The sequence below is a fragment of the Brevundimonas sp. AC546 genome (genome assembly GCF_979258305.1).
In genome coordinates this window covers 2,152,013-2,170,244 of the sequence record NZ_OZ409849.1, presented here as the reverse complement: position 1 = coordinate 2,170,244, position 18,232 = coordinate 2,152,013, and the positions used below count along the sequence as shown (strand labels likewise).

Sequence of the window (18,232 nt, the reverse complement as noted above, 5' to 3'; positions counted from 1 at the left end):
GATGCCGAACACTCCCGTCCTCAAGATCGGCGTCGCCGGCGTCGGCGTCATGGGCCGCAACCATGCGCGCGTCGCCTCGGAAATGCGCGAGTTCGACCTGACCACCGTCTTCGATCCCGACGCGGTGACGGCCGAGGGCGTCGCCGCCGCCTATGGCGCCGCGCCAGTCACGACGGCCCAGGCCTTCGTCGACGCCGGCCTGGACGCCGCCGTCGTGGCCACACCCAACCGCTTCCATGCCGAGATCGGCGTGGCTCTGCTGGAAAAGGGCGTCCACGTCCTGGTCGAAAAGCCGATCGCCGCCACCGTCGCCGACGCCCAGCGCATGATCGACGCCGCCAAGGCCAATGATCGCGTCCTGATGGTCGGTCAGGTCGAGCGGTTCAATCCAGCGGTCGAGACGGTCAAGCGCGCCGTCGCCGATGACGAAATCATCTCCATCCAGATCACCCGCGTCGGCCCCTTCCCGCCCCGTATGGGCGAGGTCGGCGTGGTCATCGACTTGGCCGTTCATGACATCGACATCATCCGCCATCTGACGGGTTCGGAAATCACCGAGGTCCAGCCTCAGTTGGCCCGCACCCGCGCCGACCGCGAGGACACCGCCCTGCTGCAGTTCCGGCTGGACAATGGCGTCATCGCCCACATCACCACCAACTGGGTCACGCCCTACAAGACCCGCACGCTTCAGGTCGCCACCAAGACCAAGTTCATCGTCGCCGACCTGATCACCCGCCAGGTCACCGAATATTTCGGCCAGCAGCCCGACGGCTCTTATTCGACGCGGATGCTGAACAGCTGGCCGGCCGAGCCGCTTCGCAAGGAGCTGGAAGCCTTCGCCCGCGCCATCACCACCGGCGAAACGGCGGCGGTCACGGGAGAGGACGGCCTGCGCAATCTTGAAGTCGCTCTACGCTGCCTGGGTGAAGCCTAGTTCTCGCCGCAAAGCCTGACGAAGAGAGACGCATGCGCCGTTTCATCGCCTCCGCCCTCGCTCTCGTCGCTGTGGCTTCCGCCGCTGCGCCGGCTCAGGCCGACACCCGGTTCCTGTCCTATAATGCGTCGGACCGCATCACCCAGGCCCTGACCAAGGGCGTGACGTTGGAAGTCCGGCGCGGCCTGTTCGGCGCGGTCCAGGTCGAAAGACTTTATTCCACCTCGGCGCGCGGCACGGCCGGTTTCACGCGTGGCGGCCCCGATGCCGCGAGACGCGCCCTGCCGCCGGGGGCCGAGGAAAACGACATCTATGGCGTGGATCAGGACGGCGACGGTCGCGGCCTGGCTCGCGCTCTGTGCCCTGGCTCGGACGAAGTCTGGCTGATCATGAGCCGGGTGCGCGCGCCGCGGCCTTTGACCATGCAGGCGGTCGGACGTTGGTCGGACGGCGCCTATCGCCATTGCGTCACCCTGACCTATGAATGGCGCGGCGAATGGGCGACGGCGCCCGCATCTCTCGCCACACCCGACTGATCCGACCCCGGACTGTTTCATAATGAGCACGCGCAAGCATCGATTGTGACGATTTGACTTTTATATTCGCGAGTGACACTTTGAGCACAGGAACGGCGGCGGCCGTTCTACCGCCACGGAAATCCCCTCCCCGGCGGCGAGAGAGACGAACCTCCCATAGCCCGGCCGTTGCGGCCGGGCTTTTTTTACGCCGCACGCCTGCTAGACGAAGGGATGACCCTTCGCCTCGCCACCTGGAACATCAACTCCGTCCGCTTGCGCATCGACCAAGTCGCACGCTTCGTCGCCGAGCGCGCACCCGATGTTCTGGTGTTGCAGGAGATCAAATGCACCACGGACCAGTTCCCGCGCGGCGCCTTCGAGGAGATGGGGATGCCTCATCTGCGCGTGGCGGGCCAGAAGGGCTGGCACGGCGTGGCCATCGCCAGCCGCCTGCCACTTGAGGACAGCGACACCTTTCAAGTCTGCAAGCTGGGCCACGCCCGCTGCGTCTCGGCTCGCGTCGCCGGGATTGACGTGCAGAACTTCTACATCCCCGCCGGCGGCGACGTGCCCGACCGCGCGCTGAACCCCAAGTTCGATCACAAGATGGACTTCTACGAACAGCTGACCGCTACCATCGCCAGACAGGACAAATCACGCCCGATGGTCATGGCCGGCGATTTCAACATCGCGCCTGGCGAAGGCGACGTGTGGAACCACCGCTACATGTCCAAGATCGTCAGCCACACGCCGTTGGAGGTCGAGACCCTGAACCGACTTCAGGAAACAGGCGGTTTCGCCGATGTGCTGCGCGATCGTTTCCCCGAGCCGCAGAAACTGGCCAGCTGGTGGAGCTATCGCGCCGCCGACTTCCGCAAATCCAATCGCGGCCTGCGCCTGGACCATATCTGGACCTCGCCCGGCCTGACCTCGGCCGTGGTGAAGGACACTGCCCGCATCCACGACGATGTCCGCGAGTGGGAACGCCCGTCCGACCACGCACCGATCACAGTCGATCTAGACGTTTGATCCTCAATAGACGGGGACCGGCTTGGCCGCCCCCACCGGCTTTCCGCCCCGTCCCACCTTCTTCGCCGCGCGGACCAGCCGCGTCACCACCTCGTCCAGCTCGGCCTCGGACAGGGTGTAGGGCAGGCGCAAACGGCGTTCGAAGGCCCCGTCCACGCCGAATCGCGGACCGGCGGCGAGGCGCAGCCCTTCCGCCTCTGCCCGGATGGTCAGGGCGGAACTGATCGGCGCGGGCAGTCGCGGCCATATCGACAGTCCCCCGGCCGGCCGAGGGCAGACCCAATCCGGCAACCGTTCCGCCAGCTGGGCCCGCAGATGATCCCGGCGCGCGCGCAAAAGAGGCCGGCGCGCCGCCAGGGCCTTGCCGCCGTCGCTCAACAGCTCGACCGCCGCCAACTGCTCCAGGATCGGCACCCCCAGATCGAAACTGCCGCGGCTCTGGGCCAGGCGCTGAATCACGGCACGGTCGGCGCGGATCCAGCCGATCCGCAGTCCGCCCCAGACGCTCTTGGACATGGAGCCAAGCCGGACCATGCGCGGCGCATCAACGGCGGAGGCGCTGAGCGCCGGCGGTCCGCTCAGCGTCAGTTCGACGAGCGTCTCGTCCAGCACCAACAGGGTCTCGGCCCCCTTCAACCCCGCCAGCAAACGCGTCCGATCCGACGCCCGCATCATCCGTCCCGTTGGATTGTTGTGGTCCAACACCAGATAGGCCATCGCCGCGTTGCTGCTGCGACAGGCCGAGACAAGACCCTCGACATCCCAGCCCTCGTCCCCTTCGCCATCCGGCAAGGCCACCGGCACGGCGCGACCGCCCGCCGCCAGAATGGCGTCGATGGCCTGCGGATAGGTGGGATGATCGAACACCACCGGGGCGCCGGGGCGTGTCGTCAGCCGCAGCAGATGGACCAGGCCATTGTGGGCGCCGTGGGTGATCAGGATCTGACCCGCCGAGGTCGGCAGACCCCGTCGTCGATACCCGGCCGCCACCGCCTCACGCAGTTCCTCCAGGCCCACCGTCTCGTAGCCGTGTCCCGGCAGATTCGCCGGCAATCGCTCCAGCGCCCGGACATAGGCGGCATGGACATTGGAGTCGGCCGGCAGGACGGCGGCGGTCAGGTCGATCAGGCCCGACTTGGAGAACACCTCTGCGACCGCCTCTCGGCCTAATCCCGGACCGGCGGGCAGGCCGGTGCGTGCCGCCGCCCCCTGCCCGCCCACGAGAAAGCCGTCATCCCGCAGGCATCCATAGGCGGCCGACACGGTCGTGCGGCTCAAGCCCAGCGCCTGCGCCAGTTGGCGCTCGCCCGGCAACCGCGCCGCCAACGGCAGTCGGCCATCCAGAATCAGAAGTCGTACCGCCCCTGCCAACTGACGATAGGCAGCCCCGCCTCCCGGCGCACGCCAGAGGCCGAGATGGCGGGTCAGGGAGACAAGGCCTACGGATTGGAGCAACATCAGGCCAGAATGCCATGACTGGCCCTTTTTTCCATATCCAGTTCGGTTCATCTGGTCTGTTTATGACCCGTCGCCTGACCCAGCTCTTCGCCGGCCTCGTCCTTTACGGCCTGTCCATCGCCCTGATCGTACGCGCCGATCTGGGGCTCGATCCGTGGGACGTGCTGAACCAGGGCGTGTTCAAGCGCTTCGCCGGCCCGGCCGGAATCAGCTTCGGCCTGGTGGTCAATCTGATCGGTATGGCCGTGCTGCTGCTGTGGATTCCCCTGCGCCAGAAGCCCGGCATCGGCACGGTGGCCAATGTTCTGGTCATCGGCACAGTCGCCAACTTCGGCCTGGACTGGATCCCGTCCGACCTGGGGATACCGCTGCGGGCAGGACTGCTGATCTCGGGCATCGTCCTCAACGGTGTGGCGAGCGGGGCCTATATCGGCGCCGGCCTTGGCCCCGGCCCGCGCGACGGCCTGATGACCGGCATCGTCGCCCGCACCGGCTGGCCGGTCAAATGGGTGCGGACCAGTATCGAGTTGGCCGTCATCGCCGTCGGCTGGCTGCTGGGCGGCTCGGTCGGGCTGGGCACAGTGCTTTACGCCGTGACCATCGGTCCCCTGGTCCACGTCTTCCTGCCGATGTTCACGATCCGCCCGAAAACGGCCGACTGAACCTTACGGCTGCAGCCGATACCCGCCCGCATCGGTCAGCAGCAGTCGTGCATGGCCCGGCTCCGGCTCGATTTTCTGGCGCAGACGGTAGATGTGAGTTTCCAGCGTGTGGGTCGTGACCCCCGCGTTATAGCCCCAGACCTCGGTCAACAGCTCTTCGCGCGACACCGGCTTGGCTCCGGCGCGGTAGAGGTATTTCAGGATGTTGGTTTCCTTCTCGGTCAACCTCACCTTCTTGCCCTTGGCGTCCATCAGCACCTTGGCGGCGGGACGGAACTCGTAAGGCCCGATCGAGAAGACCGCGTCCTCGGATTGTTCGTGGCTGCGCAGATGGGCGCGGATACGCGCCAGCAGCACCGCGAACCGGAAGGGCTTGGTGACATAGTCGTTCGCGCCGGCGTCCAGGCCCAGGATGGCGTCGGCGTCGGCCGACTGGGCCGTCAGCATGATGACCGGGGTCGAAACCCCGTCCTTGCGCAACAGGCGGCAAGCCTCGCGACCGTCCATGTCGGGCAGGTCCACGTCCAGCAGGATCAGGTCGGCGCGGATCTCGCGCCCCATGCGCACTCCATCGGTCGCGGTGGCGGCCTGCTGTGTCTTGAACTCTTCGTGCAGGTTCAACTGCTCGGCCAAGGCCTCGCGCAGGTCGTCGTCGTCGTCGATGATCAGAATGGTCTTTGGCGTGGGCATATTCAGACAATGGCGAGGCTTGGCCCCCGCGCCAAGGCTTGGGGGTGCGAATTCACATCGGGTTACGGGCTAGAGGGGCTTTAAGGCCGATTTCGTTCCCCAAACAACGCGGTTCCGACGCGCACGTGCGTCGCGCCGCACCGGATCGCGGTCTCGTAGTCGCCGCTCATCCCCATCGACAAGATCGACAGACCGTTCCGTTCGGCCAGATGGCGCAACATCTCGAAATGCGGCCCCGGCTCCTGATCTGCAGGGGGAATACACATCAGGCCCTCGACCGTCAGCCCATAGGTCTCGCGTGCCGCCGCGATCAATGAATCCGCCTTGTCGGGCAGGACGCCGGCCTTCTGCGGTTCCGCGCCGGTGTTGACTTGAACCAGCACGCGCGGCGATCGGCCGCGCCGCTCTGCCGCCAGCGCCAAAGCCTTCGCCAGTTTCTCACGATCAAGCGTTTCGATCACGTCGAACAGGGCGACGGCGTCCTCGGCCTTGTTGGTCTGCAAGGGTCCGATCAGCCGAAGTTCCAGATCCGGCAGCGTAGCACGGCGTTCCGTCCAGCGGCCTTGGGCCTCCTGCACCCGATTCTCGCCGAAGATCCGCAGGCCTGTCGCCAAGATCGCGTCGATGGCCTCGGGCGGCTGGGTCTTGGAAACGGCGGTCAGGGTCACCGCCGCTGGATCGCGGCCGGCCGCGCGGCAGGCGGCGTCGATGCGGGTGCGAACGGCGGCGACCCTTTCGGCGATGGACGTCGGAGCTAAAGCGGAGGAAGAAGAGGTCATGACCCTGCCGACCGGTTACAGCGACGATGCGCGCGCGCTCTGGGATGCGGCGACCGCTCTAAACCGCGCCGCCGCCGCTGTCAGCCCGCAGGTCGCCGGCCTGCCGCCGTTGCTGTTCTTCACCGATCCCGACCGCACGCCCCGCCCATGGGAGGCGGCGCGCCGCCTGCCGCCCGGATCGGCATTGATCTATCGTGCGTTCGGCGCGACCGACGCGGTCGAAACCGGCCGGCGACTGCGCACAGCGACGACGGATCGCGGGGTGAAGCTGCTGGTCGGACTGGACGCGGACGTGGCCGAAGCGATCTCGGCCGACGGGCTTCACCTGCCCGAACGCGAAGCGGCGCAGGCATTGGCCGTTCGTGCGGCCCGGCCCGATTGGATCCTGACCGGCGCCTGGCATGGATCGGAAGATCCCTGGACCCAGGGCCTCGACGCCCTGATCCTGTCCCCGGCGTTCACCGCAGGAGGCTCGTCGGCCGGCAAGCGACCGCTCGGCCTCACCGAATTCAGACGCCTATGTCTGGAGACCAGCCTTCCGATCTATGCTCTGGGCGGGGTCGGACCGGACAATGCAGCATCATTGATCGGAACCGGAGCCTGTGGCCTCGCCGGAGTGGACGCAATCCAGTCGGCGTTTTGCGCAGACTGACCGGCTAACACGCAGGTCGAAGCGGAGCGCGACGAACTTAGAACTTGAAGATCGTTTCCAGACGCACGCGCGGCTGGGCGCGGCCATTGGTTTCGGGCGCACGGGCCGGGTCGGCCTCGGGTGCGCCCACGGCGGCGGCGGCGCCGACGCGCAGGCGGTCGTTCAGACGGTAATAGGCGCCGGCTTCGACATCGCCCCAATCGGTCTCGCGTCCAACGGGCTGGTTCAGATTGAAGTCCAGCCCCCAACGGCCATTGTCGTTCAGACGCAAGCCACGACGTTGGGGAGCGGGGGCATTGCGCTGGGCGGCCTGAGCTTCCGACAGCGATACGGTCGGCGACCCGCTCTGGGCGAGCGCCGACGTCGACACGGCAAGCGCCGTCGTCGCCATCATCACAGCCAAGAAACCACCGAAACGCATAACCAAACCCTTCGAACCCCGCCCAAGAGGCGACGTTTCAACCCCGGACCGACCTTATATGGTCGTGAACCCGGCGATTAGACACCGGGTGTCCTCTCGGTCAACGGAATGACCGCTCGATAACAAGGTTCCTCGTCATTGTTGTCGGCGCATGTGTCTCATGCGTCACGGGATTCAGGCCGAATCCCGTCAGATGAGACCTACCGTTCGCAAAACACCGCGACGCTTGATACTTTCAGAAGCGACTTCGCCTTGTCATCGCCCCTTTTCGCCGTGTTATAGAGCCCTGCAGTCGGCATTCTCGTGCCGTGCGCGCGTGTGGGCGAGGGCTCTCACGTCCCTGAGTTTACGGAGACTTCTCTTGATGAGCCTCAACAAGGCCCTGGTTCGGAACGTCGCGATCGTGCTGGTCTCGGGCGTGGCCCTGGGTGCGTCCCTGTCGGCCTGCTCGAGCATTCCCTTCGTCGGCGGCGAGAAGTCTGCTCCCAAGACGAATGTTCAGCAGGGTATCGGCGTCAACGCCTTCCTGTGGCGCGCCTCGCTCGACACGCTCAGCTTCATGCCGCTGCTGACCGCCGATCCGTGGGGCGGCGTCATCAACTATGACTGGTACATCAACCCCCAGACGCCGAACGAGCGCTTCAAGGCGACGGTCTTCATCCTGGACACCCGTCTGCGCGCTGATGCGCTGAACGTTACGGTGACCAAGGAAGTGAAGGGCGCGGATGGGCAATGGACCGCCGCCCCGGTCGCCGCTCAGACCGAGGCCGATCTGGAAAACGCCATCCTGACCAAGGCGCGCCAGCTGAACCTGTCTAATGCTGGCTGATCGCCAGCATTAGATTCTTTGTAGGCGCTATCGCCCTTCGGGCTACTTGAGCGCGACGCGCCCAAGAGTTTGTGGGACGCATTACTTCTTGGGCGCTGTCGTCCTTCGGGCTAGTTGAGCCGGGAGGGCGTCAGCGCCTTTCTGACTTTCAGGACGACCGTGGCCCGTTACGAACCCAAGACCGCCGAACCTCGCCAACAGGCCCGCTGGGCCGAGGCGTCCGCCTTCGTGACGAAGGACACCGGCCGTCCGAAATACTATGTGCTGGAGATGTTTCCCTATCCGTCGGGCAACATCCACATGGGCCACGCCCGCAACTATGTGATGGGCGACGTCGTCGCGCGGTCCAAGCGCGCCCAGGGCTTCGACATTCTGCATCCGATGGGCTGGGACGCCTTCGGCATGCCGGCCGAGAACGCAGCCATGGAACGCGGCATCCACCCCAAAGGCTGGACCTATTCCAACATCGCCACGATGCGTGAGCAGTTGAAACTGCTGGGCCTGTCGCTTGACTGGTCGCGCGAGTTCGCCACCTGCGATCCGGAATACTACGGCAAGCAGCAGGCCTGGTTCCTGGAGCTGTATCGGCGCGGCCTGGTCTATCGCAAGGACGGGACGGTCAACTGGGATCCGGTCGATAACACCGTCCTGGCCAATGAACAGGTCATCGACGGACGCGGCTGGCGCTCGGGCGCTGTTGTCGAGAAACGCAAGCTGAACCAGTGGTTCCTGCGCATCACCGACTATGCCGACGATCTGATCGACGGTCTGAAGACCCTGGACCGCTGGCCCGAAAAGGTCCGGCTGATGCAGGAGAACTGGATCGGCAAGTCCAAGGGCGCGACCCTGTGGTGGGACATCGCCCAAGCTCCCGATTTCCTGCCCGCCTCGCCCGAGGGTGAGCCGAACCACGCCCGCGACCCCATCGAGGTGTATACCACCCGCCCCGACACCCTGTTCGGCGCCAGCTTCCTGGCCCTGGCCCCGGACCACCCCCTGACCAAGGCCGTCGCCGAACATCGGCCGGACGTGGCGGACTTCATCAAGGCTTGCGCCCAGACCGGGACCAGCGAAGCCGACATCGAAAAGGCCGAGAAGCTCGGCGTCGATCTGGGCGTCCGCGTCCGCCACCCCTTCGATCCGGACAAGACCCTGCCCGTCTGGGCGGCCAACTTCGTGCTGTCCACCTATGGCTCGGGCGCCATCTTCGGCTGCCCCGCGCACGACCAGCGCGACCTCGACTTCGCCCGCAAATACGACCTGCCGGTGGTTCCGGTGGTTAAGCCGGACGACGTCGAGACCATCGAGATCGGTACCGAAGCCTATATCGGCGCCGGCCGGATCTTCAACTCCGAATTCCTGGACGGGCTGGACGTCGAGGCCGCCAAGGCCGCCGCCATCGCCAAGGTCGAGGCCGCCGGCCAGGGCAGGGCTGAGACCATCTATCGCCTGCGTGACTGGGGCGTTTCGCGTCAGCGCTATTGGGGTTGCCCGATCCCGATCATCCACTGCCCATCCTGCGGCGTGGTCGAGGTTCCCGCCGACCAACTGCCGGTCGTCCTGCCCGACGACGTCACCTTCGATGTGCCCGGCAATCCTCTAGACCGCCACGCGACGTGGAAACGCGTCAAATGCCCGTCGTGCGGCGAAGACGCCACGCGCGAGACCGACACACTCGACACCTTCGTCGATTCCAGCTGGTATTTCGCCCGCTTCACCGACCCGACGGCCGAGGCGCCGATCGACAAGGCCGCCGCCGACCGCTGGCTGGCGGTGGATCAGTATATCGGCGGGGTCGAGCACGCAGTGCTTCACCTGCTCTACGCCCGCTTCATCACGCGCGCCCTGTCCGACGCCGGCATGTTGTCGGTGAAGGAGCCGTTCGCCGGCCTGTTCACGCAGGGCATGGTGGTCCACGAGACCTATCGCCGCGCCGACGGCGCCTGGGTCGAGCCGACCGATGTCGATCTGAGCAATGACAATGGCGTCCGTTCGGCCCGCCAGCTGTCGACCGGCGAGACCTTGGTCATCGGCGACATCGAGAAGATGTCGAAGTCCAAGAAGAACGTCGTCGCCCCGGCCGAAATCCTGGAAAGCCACGGCGTGGACGCCGGTCGTCTGTTCGTTCTGTCCGACAGCCCGCCTGAGCGCGACGTGCAATGGACGCCCGGCGGTGTCGAGGGCGCCAGCCGTTTCGTCCAGCGCGCCTGGACCCTGTTCGACACCTACGATCCCGCCTTCGCCGGCGAGGACAAGGCCAACGCCGACCTGCTGCGCGAGACGCACAAGGCCATCAAGGCCGTGTCCGAAGGGGTCGAGGGCTTCCGCTTCAACTCGGCCATCGCCAAACTCTACGCCTTCGTCGCCACCATCCGCGACAACGCCCAGGCCGGCGGCGACGCCAAGCGGCAGGCCCTGTCGGCCCTCGCCCGCCTGATCGCCCCCTTCACCCCGCACCTGGCCGAAGAATCTTGGACCCAGCTGGGCGAAGAAGGGATGGTTCTGGACGCGCCGTGGCCCGTGTGGGACGCTGCGCTCGCGGCCGACGACGAGGTGGTCCTGCCCATCCAGATCAACGGCAAGCGTCGCGCGGAAATCCGCGTGCCGCGCGGCATGGAGCCCGCCCAGGTCGAGGCCATCGTCCTGGCCGACGAGACCGTGCAGGCGCGGCTGGAGGGTCTGAGCGTGAAGAAGATCGTCGTGGTCAAGGACCGCATCGTCAATCTGGTGGCTGGCTGATGCGTATCGCGGCGGCCTTTGCGGTCCTGTCCGCCCTGGCGGTTTCCGCCTGCGGCTTCACCCCCATGTACGCCGAACCGGCGGTGGGCTCGTCCCTGCGCCGTATCGCCGTCACGACCCAGGACGACCGCCTGGGCTATCGCCTGCGCGAACAGCTGGAGGACGCCCTGGCCTGGGATCGATCCGCCACGCCGCTTTATCGCCTGACCACACAGGTCGAGCAGGATCGCCGCTCGCTGGGTCGCCGGATCGACGACACCGCGACCCGCTACGAACTGACGGTCAAGGCGACCTGGACCCTGACGCCCGCCGCCGGCGGAACGCCCGTCAGCGGAACGGAAACGGTCACCACGACTTATGCCGCCGCCGACCAGCCCTATGCCGCCATCGCCGCCCAGCAGGACGGCGAGGAGCGCGCCGCCTCCGAGCTGGCGCGCCTGATTCGGCTTGATCTCATGCAGGCGCTGTCGAACCCGTGATCCTGGCCAAACGCCCCGAGATCGATCGCTTTTTGAAGGCGCCCGATCCGGCGATCCGGGCGGCGGTGATCCACGGCAAGGACCGGTCCGGCGTCGCCGAACGGGCCGAGGTGCTGTGCCGGACCGTCACCCCCGACCTGAACGACCCGTTCAACGTCACCGTCCTGACCGACAGCGACATCGATAGCGACGAGACCAAGCTGGAAGAGGCCCTGACGGCCATGTCCCTGATGGGCGGTCGTCGCCTGGTGCGGATCCGTCTATCGACGCTGAAGCCCGGCGTGGACAAGGCCGTCGCCGCCGCGCTCAAGATCCACGCCGAAGGCGGCTACAATCCCGACGCCATGATGGTGGTCGAGGCCGATCAGCTGGGTCGCGAGTCCGCCCTGCGAAAGACCGCCGAAAAGGAAAACGGCGCCGTCGGCATCGTCTGTTACGAGGACGAGACCGGCGATGTCGCCCGCATGGTCCGCGAGGCCCTGGCCGCCGACAAGGTCGGCCTGACCTCCGACGCCCTGGACCGTTTCGTCGCCCGCCTGCCGCGCGAGCGGGGTCTGATGCGCCAGGAGATCGAGCGCCTGGCCCTGTTCATCGGCCCCGGATCCGGCAGGACGCTGGATATGGACGCGCTGGAGCATCACCTGGGCGTCGAGCCGGACGCCTCACTGTCCGACGCGGCGCTTCAGGCTTTCGGCGCCCGGCCCGGCCCGGCGCAAGCGGGTCTGAGACGCGCCTTCGCCGAGGGCGAGTCCTCGGTTCTGGCCGTCCGTTCGGCCGCCATGCATCTGGGAAGACTGCGCCGGATCAATATCTTGCAGGCCAACGGCGCAAACGCCAAGGAGGCCGCCAAGGCCGCCGGGGTGTTCTGGAAACAGGAGGCGGAAATGCTGCGTCAGGCGCGGTCCTGGCGGCTCGAAGCGCTGGACGAGGTGCTGGACAGCATCAACACGGCCGACGTGGCCACCAAGACGACCGGCATGCCGGACCAGCTGATCGCCGAACGCCTGCTTCTGGAAATCGCCGGACGAGCGCGACGGCTCGGGCTCTGAACCCGTTGTCTCCTCGCCACATCGTGGGGCGGTGGCGCGAGGTTTCTTCAAGGTCGCGACGGAGGGGTTCTTTAACGCATCACAAACATCTGCGGGACTTCAAGAAGCCCCTCCACCACGCTGCGCGCGGTCCCCCTCCCCGCTACGCAGGGAGGAGACAGGCTCTCAACCCCGCTTGGACGCCTTGCGGAACGCCGGCTGAGCCATGGCGACATTGCGCGCGGAAACGCTCTTCTCTTCGGCCTTGGCGCCGGCTTGGGCGTTGAAGCCGTGCCCTGCCTTGGCCTTCTTGGCGGCAAGCGCCTGTTTCAGCTTTTCGGCGGCGGTAGGTGTGTTGTCTTCGGTCATGCGTCCATCCTAGCACATCCGGCCGTTCAACCCCGCATCAAACGGCGGCACAGATCGTCCAGCTGCTCCAGTGAACCGTAACGCACCGTCAGCTCGCCCTTGCCGCCCTTGTCCGTCAGTTGAACCTTCAGGCCCAGGGCGTCGGCCAGATCCTGCTGAAGCGCGACGACATCGGCCGCCCCCTCCCCGCCCGAAGACGAGGATGCAGACCTGGCCTTGACCGGCTTGGGCCCCTCGACCGCGCGGCGGGCCAAGGCCTCGGTCTCGCGCACGCTCAAACCATCGACAAAGGCGATGTCCGCCAGTTGGCTCGGATCCGGCGTATTGATCAGCGCCCGTGCATGGCCGGCCGACAGCTTGCCTTCGCGCACATAGAACAGCACCCGCTCGGGCAGTTGCAGCAGGCGCATGGTGTTGGCCACGTGGCTGCGGCTTTTACCGACGACGCCCGCCACGGCGTCCTGGGTACGGCCGAACCGCTCCATAAGGACGCGGTAAGCCTCCGCCTCCTCCAGCGGATTTAGGTCGGCGCGCTGCACGTTCTCGACGATGGCGACCTCGAACACCTCCACGTCGTCCATCTCGTGGACGACGATCGGCACCTCGGTCAGGCGCGCGGCCTGAGAAGCGCGCCAGCGGCGTTCGCCCGCAATGATCTGCCAGACGCCGTCCTCGCCCGGATGGGTCCGCACCAGGATGGGCTGAAGCACGCCCTTGTCGCGGATCGAGGCGGTCAGTTCCTCCAGATCCTCCTGGCGGAAGGTCTTGCGCGGCTGATCCGGGTTAGGCTTCAGGCTCTCGATCGGTACGCGTTGCACGCCGGTCGGGACGGGTGCGTCCGACGCCACCGGCGCCTCGGCGTCCTGTCCCATCAACGCCGACAGGCCGCGGCCCAGACCTCTTTGTCGTTCAGCCAAGATACTGTTCCGTTTCCAATAAAACTCAGGCGGCCAACTTCAAGCGCTGACGTTCGCGCTTCACCACTTCCTTGGCCAGGCGCAGATAGGCCTGGCTGCCGGCGCATTTCAGATCATAGATCAGGGCCGGCTTGCCGAACGACGGCGCCTCGGCGACGCGGACGTTGCGGGGGATGACGCTCTCATAGACCTTGTCGCCGAAGTGGGCGCGCACATCGTTGGCCACCTGCCCCGACAGGGCGCTGCGGCGATCATACATGGTCAGGACTAGGCCCTGGATTTCCAGCGACGGATTGAGGCTGTGCTTGACCATGTCGATAGTCCGCATCAGCTGGCTCAGGCCCTCCAGGGCGAAGAATTCACACTGCAGCGGCACCAGAACCGCATCCGCCGCCGCCATAGCGTTCAGCGTCAGCAGGTTCAACGACGGCGGGCAGTCGATCAGCACATAGTCATACGCGGTAGGGCCATCATCGTGCGCCCGCAGGGCGTCACGCAGTCGATAGGACCGTCGATCCGCCTGGCTCAGTTCGATCTCAACGCCCGACATGTCCGCGTCGGCGGGCACGATCCATAGGCCCGGCACCGTCGTCTGGACAGCGGCATCGTCGATGGACCGCTGATCCACCACCACGTCATAGATGGTGACCCGACGTGTTTCACGTGGAACACCCAGACCGGTGGAGGCATTGCCCTGCGGGTCCATGTCGACGATCAGCACGCGCTCGCCGATGGCGGCCAAGGCTGTGCCCAGATTGATGGCGGTCGTGGTCTTGCCCACCCCACCCTTCTGGTTCGACACCGCCAGGACGCGGGCAGGCCTCTTTCTAGCGCTTTGTGCGGGCACGTCGGAGACTCCGGATTGTCACGATGCGGCCGCGCACGTCGCTTTGCGACGGGGCCAGTTCAGCTTCGAAATGCCAGGATTTCCGCGCCTCGATCAACTCCGATTCGGCCCTCTCCCCCTTGAGGAACAGACCTTGTGCACCCCTTTGGAAGTAGGGCTGTGCATAACCCAGCAGTTTCTCCATCGGCGCCACAGCCCGCGCGGTGACGATGTCGCACACCACTTCCTGTTCCTCAGCGCGACCAATGATGACGGTCGCGGGCAAACCCAGCGCATCGACCATCTCCTGAAGGAATCGGCACCGCTTGCCCAGACTGTCGATCAGCCAGACATGCGCCCCCTCCCGCCCTTTCATCAGGATCGCCAACACCACGCCCGGAAACCCGGCGCCGGCTCCCAGATCGGCCCAGGCTCGCGCGTCAGGCGCATGGGCCAGCAATTGCGCACTGTCCCAGACATGCCGGTTCCAAAAGTCCGGCAGGCTGTCGGGACCGACTAAGTTCATCACCGAGTTGGCGTCGCCGAGACGAAGACGAAAAGCCTCAAGGTCCGCCATCTGCTGCGGCGTCGCACCGATCTTGGCCTCGAAGGCGGCCTTCTCCGTCTCGAGCATCAGGCGGTGACCGAGGCTTTGGGCTTCTTCGCATGGGCGAGCAGCGCCGTCAGAGCGCCGGGTGTCATACCCTCGATCCGCCCGGCCTGACCCAGAGTGCGGGGCTGGACGCGCGTCAGTTTCTCCTTCACCTCGTTCGACAAACCCCCGATGGCCGCATAGTCGAGATCGGCGGGCAGCATCATCCCCTCCTCCGTCCGCAAGGCCTCAGCGTCGAGCGTTTGCCGATCAAGGTAGTTGGCATATCCCGCGTCGATCTCGACCTGCTCGCGAACTTCAGCGCTCCAGTCCGCGATGGACGGACAAGCGGCAATGAAGTGATCCAGAGTGACATCGGGGAAGGCCAGAAGTTCACGCATCGACCGACGACGCCCATCCGCATTCACGGTGATCCCTAACGCTCCGGCTTCGTTGGGGGTGAACAGTGTTTCACGTGAAACGGCGCTCGCCTTAGCCAGCTCCGCCGACTTGGCGTGGAAACGCGTCCGACGTCCGTCGCCCACGATTCCCAGTTCGATCGCCAGCGGCGTCAGACGCTGATCGGCGTTGTCCGACCGCAGGGTCAGACGATATTCCGCCCGGCTGGTGAACATTCGATAGGGCTCAGTCACCCCCCGCGTCACCAAATCGTCGATCATCACGCCGATATAGGCTTGGTCGCGCCCCAGGATGACCGCCCCTTGTCCTGCCGAAGCGCGGGCCGCGTTCAGCCCCGCCATCAGGCCTTGGGCGGCGGCCTCTTCATATCCGGTCGTGCCGTTGATCTGGCCGGCCAGATAGAGACCAGGCCGCTTCTTGACCTCCAGCGCCGGGCTCAGCTCGCGCGGATCGACATAGTCGTATTCGATGGCATAGCCGTAACGGAACACCTCCACGGCTTCGAGACCGGGGATCGTCCGCAGGAAGGCAAGCTGGGTCGGCTCCGACACAGAAGTCGAAATGCCGTTGGGATAGACGGTCGGATCATCCAGGCCTTCGGGTTCGAGGAAGATTTGGTGGCTCGTCTTGTCGGCGAACCGCACCACCTTGTCCTCGATCGACGGGCAATAGCGCGGTCCCCTCCCCGATAGCTTGCCCCCATAGACGGCGCTTTCGCCGAGATTTTCGGCGATGATCCGGTGTGTTTCTCCCGTCGTGTGCGTCACGCCGCAGGCGATCTGCGGCACAGTGATCTTGTCGGTCAGGAAGGAAAAGGCCGACGGATTTTCGTCCGCCTGCTGCATCTCCAAGCGGTCCCAGGCGATGGTGCGGCCGTCCAGCCGTGCGGGGGTGCCGGTTTTCAGTCGGCCCATCATCAGGTCGGCGGCATGCAGATCGGCGGCCAAGCCGGTCGATGGATCCTCCCCATGGCGCCCAGCAGGGATGCGCTCGTCGCCACGATGAATGACGCCGTTCAGGAAGGTGCCGGTCGTTAGCACGACAGCCACAGCCAGAACCGTCTCGCCCGCGCCCGTCTTCACCCCGACCACGCGGTCGCCCTCCAGGATCAGGCTTTCGGCCGTGCCGGCCATCAGGGTCAGATTCGGTGTCGCCTTCAGTTCGGCCTGCATGGCCTCGCGATAAAGACGTCTGTCGATCTGACTGCGCGGACCGCGCACGGCCGCGCCCTTGGACCGGTTCAACAGGCGGAACTGAATGCCCGACACGTCTGCCAGCCGCCCCATGATCCCGTCCATCGCGTCGATCTCGCGCACCAGGTGCCCCTTGCCCAAGCCGCCGATGGCCGGGTTGCACGACATCTCGCCGATGGTTTCCAGCTTCTGGGTCAGCAGTACGGTGCGAGCGCCCGCCCGCGCAGAGGCCGCAGCAGCCTCACAGCCGGCGTGGCCGCCGCCGATGATGACGACGTCGAAGAGGAGATCGGTGGGAGAACTCATGCGCGGCACATAGTCCAATTGGCTCGACTTCGCCACCTTAAGCCTTAGGCGGACCGCCGATGTTTCACGTGGAACATCGGTATTACTTTCCGATGCAGAAGGTCGAAAAAACCTGACCGAGTATGTCCTCGACCCCGATGGCGCCGGTGACCCGCGCCAAGGCGTCGGCCGCCCGGCGCAGATCGTCGCCCGCCATTTCTGGTGCAATATCCAAGGCGCCTCGCGCAGCAATCACCGCCGACAGCGCCTCGGTCAGTCTCAGCCTGTGACGCTCCCGCGTGATTGCCGGAAAATCCGCGCCGGCCAGATCAGTGGAAAGTCGCGCGGCGATCCAGTCATGAAGCGCTGGCAAGCCCTGTCCGTTTTCAGTGCTGACAGACAGAACCTCCAAACTGCTTGCTGTGCTGATGACGCCAAGGTCCGACTTGTTGGCGACCACCAGGTCACCCGGCTGAGCATAGTCAGCCGCCACTCCGTCAGGATCGCCGGGTGAGCGAACCCACAAACGAAGGTCCGCCTGTTCCGCCCGAAGGCGAGCGCGGCGAACGCCTTCGGCCTCGACTGGATCGTCGCTTTCTCTCAGCCCTGCCGTGTCCGACAGGGTCACGGCATAACCGCCGATCACCAGATCGGCGTCGAGCACATCGCGGGTGGTGCCGGCGATCGGCGTCACGATGGCCGCCTCTCGTGCGACTAAGGCGTTGAACAGCGACGACTTGCCGGCGTTCGTCTCGCCGATCAGGACGATACGATAGCCGTCCCGCACCCGTTCTCCGCGCCTCCCTGTGTCGGCCGCGCGTCCTAGATCATCGGCGAGACGATCCAGCACCGGGCCGGCGGTGCGAGCGAGATTGTCAGGCACCTCCTCGTCGGGAAAGTCGATCTCCGCCTCGACCAGCGCCAGGGCGTGAAGCAGGTCGCGGCGGAAACCGGCGTAGGTCTCGCTCAGTTTTCCGTCTAGCTGCCCCAAGGCCTGCCTGGCCTGGGCGCTGGTCTCGGCGTCGATCAGGTCGGCGACGGCCTCGGCTTGGGCCAGATCCATGCGACCGTTCTGAAAGGCGCGGCGCGTGAACTCGCCGGGTTCGGCCGGACGCACGCCGAGCTTGATCAAGGCCTGGCTGGTTGCCTCGACCACGGCGCGCCCGCCGTGCAGATGCAGTTCGGCGGAGTCCTCACCGGTGTAGGAGTTCGGAGCCACAAAGCGCAGGACAAGAGCTTGGTCGATGTGGTCGCCGGCCAGGGCCAGATCGCGAACCGCCGCCATGCGCGGTTTCAGCCTGGTCGCGCCGATGGCCGTAAGGATCTTTTCGACCGCCGGCCCCGACAGACGGATGACGGCGATGGCTCCTCGGCCGGGCGGGGTCGCGAGGGCGAAGATGGTGTCAGTCATT

General features: G+C 66.0%; 19 protein-coding genes. 9 read left to right on the top strand and 10 right to left on the bottom strand.

The window, feature by feature from the left end; translation table 11 throughout:
- Position 1: 1 nt before the first annotated feature.
- The 3 genes from ACZZZD_RS10725 (at position 2) to xth (ending at position 2,481) form a co-directional block, all read left to right on the top strand.
- The gene (locus ACZZZD_RS10725; RefSeq protein WP_463434913.1) at positions 2 to 934 is read left to right on the top strand and encodes a Gfo/Idh/MocA family protein; all 933 of its coding nucleotides are present in this window, start codon (positions 2 to 4) and stop codon (positions 932 to 934) included.
- Between the two features lie 32 nt (positions 935 to 966).
- Positions 967 to 1,470 carry a hypothetical protein gene (locus tag ACZZZD_RS10720; RefSeq protein ID WP_463434912.1) on the top strand — a complete coding sequence of 168 codons (504 nt, stop codon included), beginning with the start codon at positions 967 to 969 and terminating at the stop codon, positions 1,468 to 1,470.
- Between the two features lie 213 nt (positions 1,471 to 1,683).
- A complete protein-coding gene (xth, locus tag ACZZZD_RS10715; protein WP_463434911.1) occupies positions 1,684 to 2,481 on the top strand; it encodes an exodeoxyribonuclease III in 798 nt (265 codons plus the stop codon).
- A gap of 3 nt (positions 2,482 to 2,484) precedes the next feature.
- Here the strand turns inward: xth and yczR are convergent, their stop codons facing one another.
- Positions 2,485 to 3,939 carry a MocR-like transcription factor YczR gene (gene yczR, locus ACZZZD_RS10710; protein WP_463434910.1) on the bottom strand — a complete coding sequence of 485 codons (1,455 nt, stop codon included), beginning with the start codon at positions 3,937 to 3,939 and terminating at the stop codon, positions 2,485 to 2,487.
- 62 nt (positions 3,940 to 4,001) lie between these two features.
- Between yczR and yczE the strand changes: the two genes are divergently transcribed.
- Entirely contained in the window at positions 4,002 to 4,601 is a 600-nt protein-coding gene (gene yczE, locus ACZZZD_RS10705; RefSeq protein ID WP_463434908.1) for a membrane protein YczE, read from the top strand.
- Positions 4,602 to 4,604: 3 nt separating this feature from the next.
- On the opposite strand, the gene ACZZZD_RS10700 is transcribed toward yczE, so the two are convergent.
- Together ACZZZD_RS10700 and ACZZZD_RS10695 are read right to left on the bottom strand one after the other, a co-directional pair.
- Complete coding sequence (locus ACZZZD_RS10700) at positions 4,605 to 5,291, bottom strand: response regulator transcription factor (protein ID WP_135194334.1); 687 nt, start codon at positions 5,289 to 5,291, stop codon at positions 4,605 to 4,607.
- An 80-nt stretch (positions 5,292 to 5,371) separates the two neighbouring features.
- On the bottom strand, positions 5,372 to 6,070 hold the full coding sequence (locus tag ACZZZD_RS10695; RefSeq protein ID WP_463434907.1) for a YggS family pyridoxal phosphate-dependent enzyme: 699 nt from the start codon (positions 6,068 to 6,070) through the stop codon (positions 5,372 to 5,374).
- On the opposite strand from ACZZZD_RS10695, the gene ACZZZD_RS10690 reads away from it, so the two are divergent.
- Positions 6,069 to 6,722 (top strand): thiamine phosphate synthase, encoded by a 654-nt coding sequence (locus ACZZZD_RS10690; RefSeq protein WP_463434906.1) that lies wholly within the window; start codon positions 6,069 to 6,071, stop codon positions 6,720 to 6,722. The two genes, ACZZZD_RS10695 and ACZZZD_RS10690, sit on opposite strands and share 2 nt — an antisense overlap.
- Before the next feature lie 37 nt (positions 6,723 to 6,759).
- Here the strand turns inward: ACZZZD_RS10690 and ACZZZD_RS10685 are convergent, their stop codons facing one another.
- Positions 6,760 to 7,143 carry an NtrZ family periplasmic regulatory protein gene (locus ACZZZD_RS10685; protein ID WP_463434905.1) on the bottom strand — a complete coding sequence of 128 codons (384 nt, stop codon included), beginning with the start codon at positions 7,141 to 7,143 and terminating at the stop codon, positions 6,760 to 6,762.
- 364 nt (positions 7,144 to 7,507) lie between these two features.
- Here ACZZZD_RS10685 and ACZZZD_RS10680 point away from each other — a divergent pair, with 364 nt between their 5' ends.
- From ACZZZD_RS10680 to holA, 4 genes are all read left to right on the top strand, one after another.
- Positions 7,508 to 7,972 carry a DUF3576 domain-containing protein gene (locus ACZZZD_RS10680; protein WP_463434903.1) on the top strand — a complete coding sequence of 155 codons (465 nt, stop codon included), beginning with the start codon at positions 7,508 to 7,510 and terminating at the stop codon, positions 7,970 to 7,972.
- 159 nt (positions 7,973 to 8,131) lie between these two features.
- Positions 8,132 to 10,711, top strand: a complete 2,580-nt coding sequence (gene leuS / locus ACZZZD_RS10675; protein ID WP_463434901.1) for a leucine--tRNA ligase — start codon at positions 8,132 to 8,134, stop codon at positions 10,709 to 10,711.
- Entirely contained in the window at positions 10,711 to 11,190 is a 480-nt protein-coding gene (gene lptE / locus ACZZZD_RS10670) for an LPS assembly lipoprotein LptE (RefSeq protein ID WP_463434899.1), read from the top strand. Before leuS ends, lptE begins: the two co-directional genes overlap by 1 nt.
- Complete coding sequence (gene holA, locus ACZZZD_RS10665; protein WP_463434897.1) at positions 11,187 to 12,239, top strand: DNA polymerase III subunit delta; 1,053 nt, start codon at positions 11,187 to 11,189, stop codon at positions 12,237 to 12,239. The genes lptE and holA overlap by 4 nt, the downstream gene beginning before the upstream one ends.
- 165 nt (positions 12,240 to 12,404) lie before the next feature.
- Here the strand turns inward: holA and ACZZZD_RS10660 are convergent, their stop codons facing one another.
- From ACZZZD_RS10660 to mnmE, 6 genes are all read right to left on the bottom strand, one after another.
- Positions 12,405 to 12,587 carry a hypothetical protein gene (locus tag ACZZZD_RS10660; RefSeq protein ID WP_135194327.1) on the bottom strand — a complete coding sequence of 61 codons (183 nt, stop codon included), beginning with the start codon at positions 12,585 to 12,587 and terminating at the stop codon, positions 12,405 to 12,407.
- 26 nt (positions 12,588 to 12,613) lie between these two features.
- A complete protein-coding gene (locus ACZZZD_RS10655) occupies positions 12,614 to 13,504 on the bottom strand; it encodes a ParB/RepB/Spo0J family partition protein (protein ID WP_463434894.1) in 891 nt (296 codons plus the stop codon).
- Positions 13,505 to 13,529: 25 nt separating this feature from the next.
- Positions 13,530 to 14,351, bottom strand: coding sequence for a ParA family protein (locus tag ACZZZD_RS10650; RefSeq protein ID WP_159847035.1), 822 nt, complete (start codon positions 14,349 to 14,351; stop codon positions 13,530 to 13,532).
- Positions 14,332 to 14,964 (bottom strand): 16S rRNA (guanine(527)-N(7))-methyltransferase RsmG, encoded by a 633-nt coding sequence (rsmG, locus tag ACZZZD_RS10645; protein ID WP_463434892.1) that lies wholly within the window; start codon positions 14,962 to 14,964, stop codon positions 14,332 to 14,334. Before rsmG ends, ACZZZD_RS10650 begins: the two co-directional genes overlap by 20 nt.
- Positions 14,964 to 16,841, bottom strand: coding sequence for a tRNA uridine-5-carboxymethylaminomethyl(34) synthesis enzyme MnmG (gene mnmG, locus ACZZZD_RS10640; RefSeq protein WP_463434890.1), 1,878 nt, complete (start codon positions 16,839 to 16,841; stop codon positions 14,964 to 14,966). Before mnmG ends, rsmG begins: the two co-directional genes overlap by 1 nt.
- 82 nt (positions 16,842 to 16,923) lie before the next feature.
- Complete coding sequence (gene mnmE, locus ACZZZD_RS10635) at positions 16,924 to 18,231, bottom strand: tRNA uridine-5-carboxymethylaminomethyl(34) synthesis GTPase MnmE (protein WP_463434889.1); 1,308 nt, start codon at positions 18,229 to 18,231, stop codon at positions 16,924 to 16,926.
- Position 18,232 lies beyond the last annotated feature (1 nt).

What these genes read in the sequence shown, in the direction of transcription:
- ACZZZD_RS10680 (WP_463434903.1), top strand. Translation starts at nt 7,508, where the DNA reads ATGAGCCTCAACAAGGCCCTGGTTCGGAACGTCGCGATCGTGCTGGTC.
- lptE (WP_463434899.1), top strand. Translation starts at nt 10,711, where the DNA reads ATGCGTATCGCGGCGGCCTTTGCGGTCCTGTCCGCCCTGGCGGTTTCC.
- ACZZZD_RS10725 (WP_463434913.1), top strand. Translation starts at nt 2, where the DNA reads ATGCCGAACACTCCCGTCCTCAAGATCGGCGTCGCCGGCGTCGGCGTC.
- ACZZZD_RS10720 (WP_463434912.1), top strand. Translation starts at nt 967, where the DNA reads ATGCGCCGTTTCATCGCCTCCGCCCTCGCTCTCGTCGCTGTGGCTTCC.
- ACZZZD_RS10685 (WP_463434905.1), bottom strand. Translation starts at nt 7,143, where the DNA reads ATGCGTTTCGGTGGTTTCTTGGCTGTGATGATGGCGACGACGGCGCTT.
- yczE (WP_463434908.1), top strand. Translation starts at nt 4,002, where the DNA reads ATGACCCGTCGCCTGACCCAGCTCTTCGCCGGCCTCGTCCTTTACGGC.
- xth (WP_463434911.1), top strand. Translation starts at nt 1,684, where the DNA reads ATGACCCTTCGCCTCGCCACCTGGAACATCAACTCCGTCCGCTTGCGC.
- ACZZZD_RS10690 (WP_463434906.1), top strand. Translation starts at nt 6,069, where the DNA reads ATGACCCTGCCGACCGGTTACAGCGACGATGCGCGCGCGCTCTGGGAT.
- ACZZZD_RS10700 (WP_135194334.1), bottom strand. Translation starts at nt 5,291, where the DNA reads ATGCCCACGCCAAAGACCATTCTGATCATCGACGACGACGACGACCTG.
- ACZZZD_RS10660 (WP_135194327.1), bottom strand. Translation starts at nt 12,587, where the DNA reads ATGACCGAAGACAACACACCTACCGCCGCCGAAAAGCTGAAACAGGCG.
- ACZZZD_RS10695 (WP_463434907.1), bottom strand. Translation starts at nt 6,070, where the DNA reads ATGACCTCTTCTTCCTCCGCTTTAGCTCCGACGTCCATCGCCGAAAGG.
- yczR (WP_463434910.1), bottom strand. Translation starts at nt 3,939, where the DNA reads ATGTTGCTCCAATCCGTAGGCCTTGTCTCCCTGACCCGCCATCTCGGC.
- rsmG (WP_463434892.1), bottom strand. Translation starts at nt 14,964, where the DNA reads ATGCTCGAGACGGAGAAGGCCGCCTTCGAGGCCAAGATCGGTGCGACG.
- mnmG (WP_463434890.1), bottom strand. Translation starts at nt 16,841, where the DNA reads ATGAGTTCTCCCACCGATCTCCTCTTCGACGTCGTCATCATCGGCGGC.
- mnmE (WP_463434889.1), bottom strand. Translation starts at nt 18,231, where the DNA reads ATGACTGACACCATCTTCGCCCTCGCGACCCCGCCCGGCCGAGGAGCC.